At 48.9% G+C, this 354-nt stretch carries 1 protein-coding gene; it reads left to right on the top strand.

Annotated features, from left to right (window positions below):
• Positions 1–354, top strand: a 354-nt coding sequence (locus tag AB4512_RS23885) for a methyl-accepting chemotaxis protein (protein WP_372175982.1), incomplete at both ends; no start/stop codon positions are given.

The following is a 354-nucleotide window of genomic DNA, read 5'->3' as shown; positions in this document are numbered from 1 at the left end:
CCAACTTACTTGCGCTTAATGCCGCTATTGAGGCAGCACGTGCGGGTGAAGCAGGACGAGGCTTTGCTGTCGTGGCAGATGAAGTGCGTAACCTCGCAAATCGCACTCAAGGTTCGACAGAAGAGATTCGTTCGATGTTGGCTCGCTTAGAACAAGAGACTCAATCTATCGTGATATTGATGGAGCAAAGCCAGAAGCAAGCGAACGATACCAAAGGGGAAACCCAAGCAGCACATCTCGCCTTGTCGGAAATCAACCAAGCGATTGAAGTGATTAACGACATGAACAATCAGATTGCGTCCGCGGCTGAAGAGCAAAGCTCAGTATCAGAAGAGATTAACCGCAATGTAGTGA

The sequence above is a fragment of the Vibrio sp. 10N.222.52.B7 genome, from assembly GCF_041474275.1.
Classification (GTDB): domain Bacteria; phylum Pseudomonadota; class Gammaproteobacteria; order Enterobacterales; family Vibrionaceae; genus Vibrio; species Vibrio crassostreae_C.
Note: the sequence above shows the minus strand (reverse complement) of the source record. Positions and strands in the feature narration are given on the sequence as shown.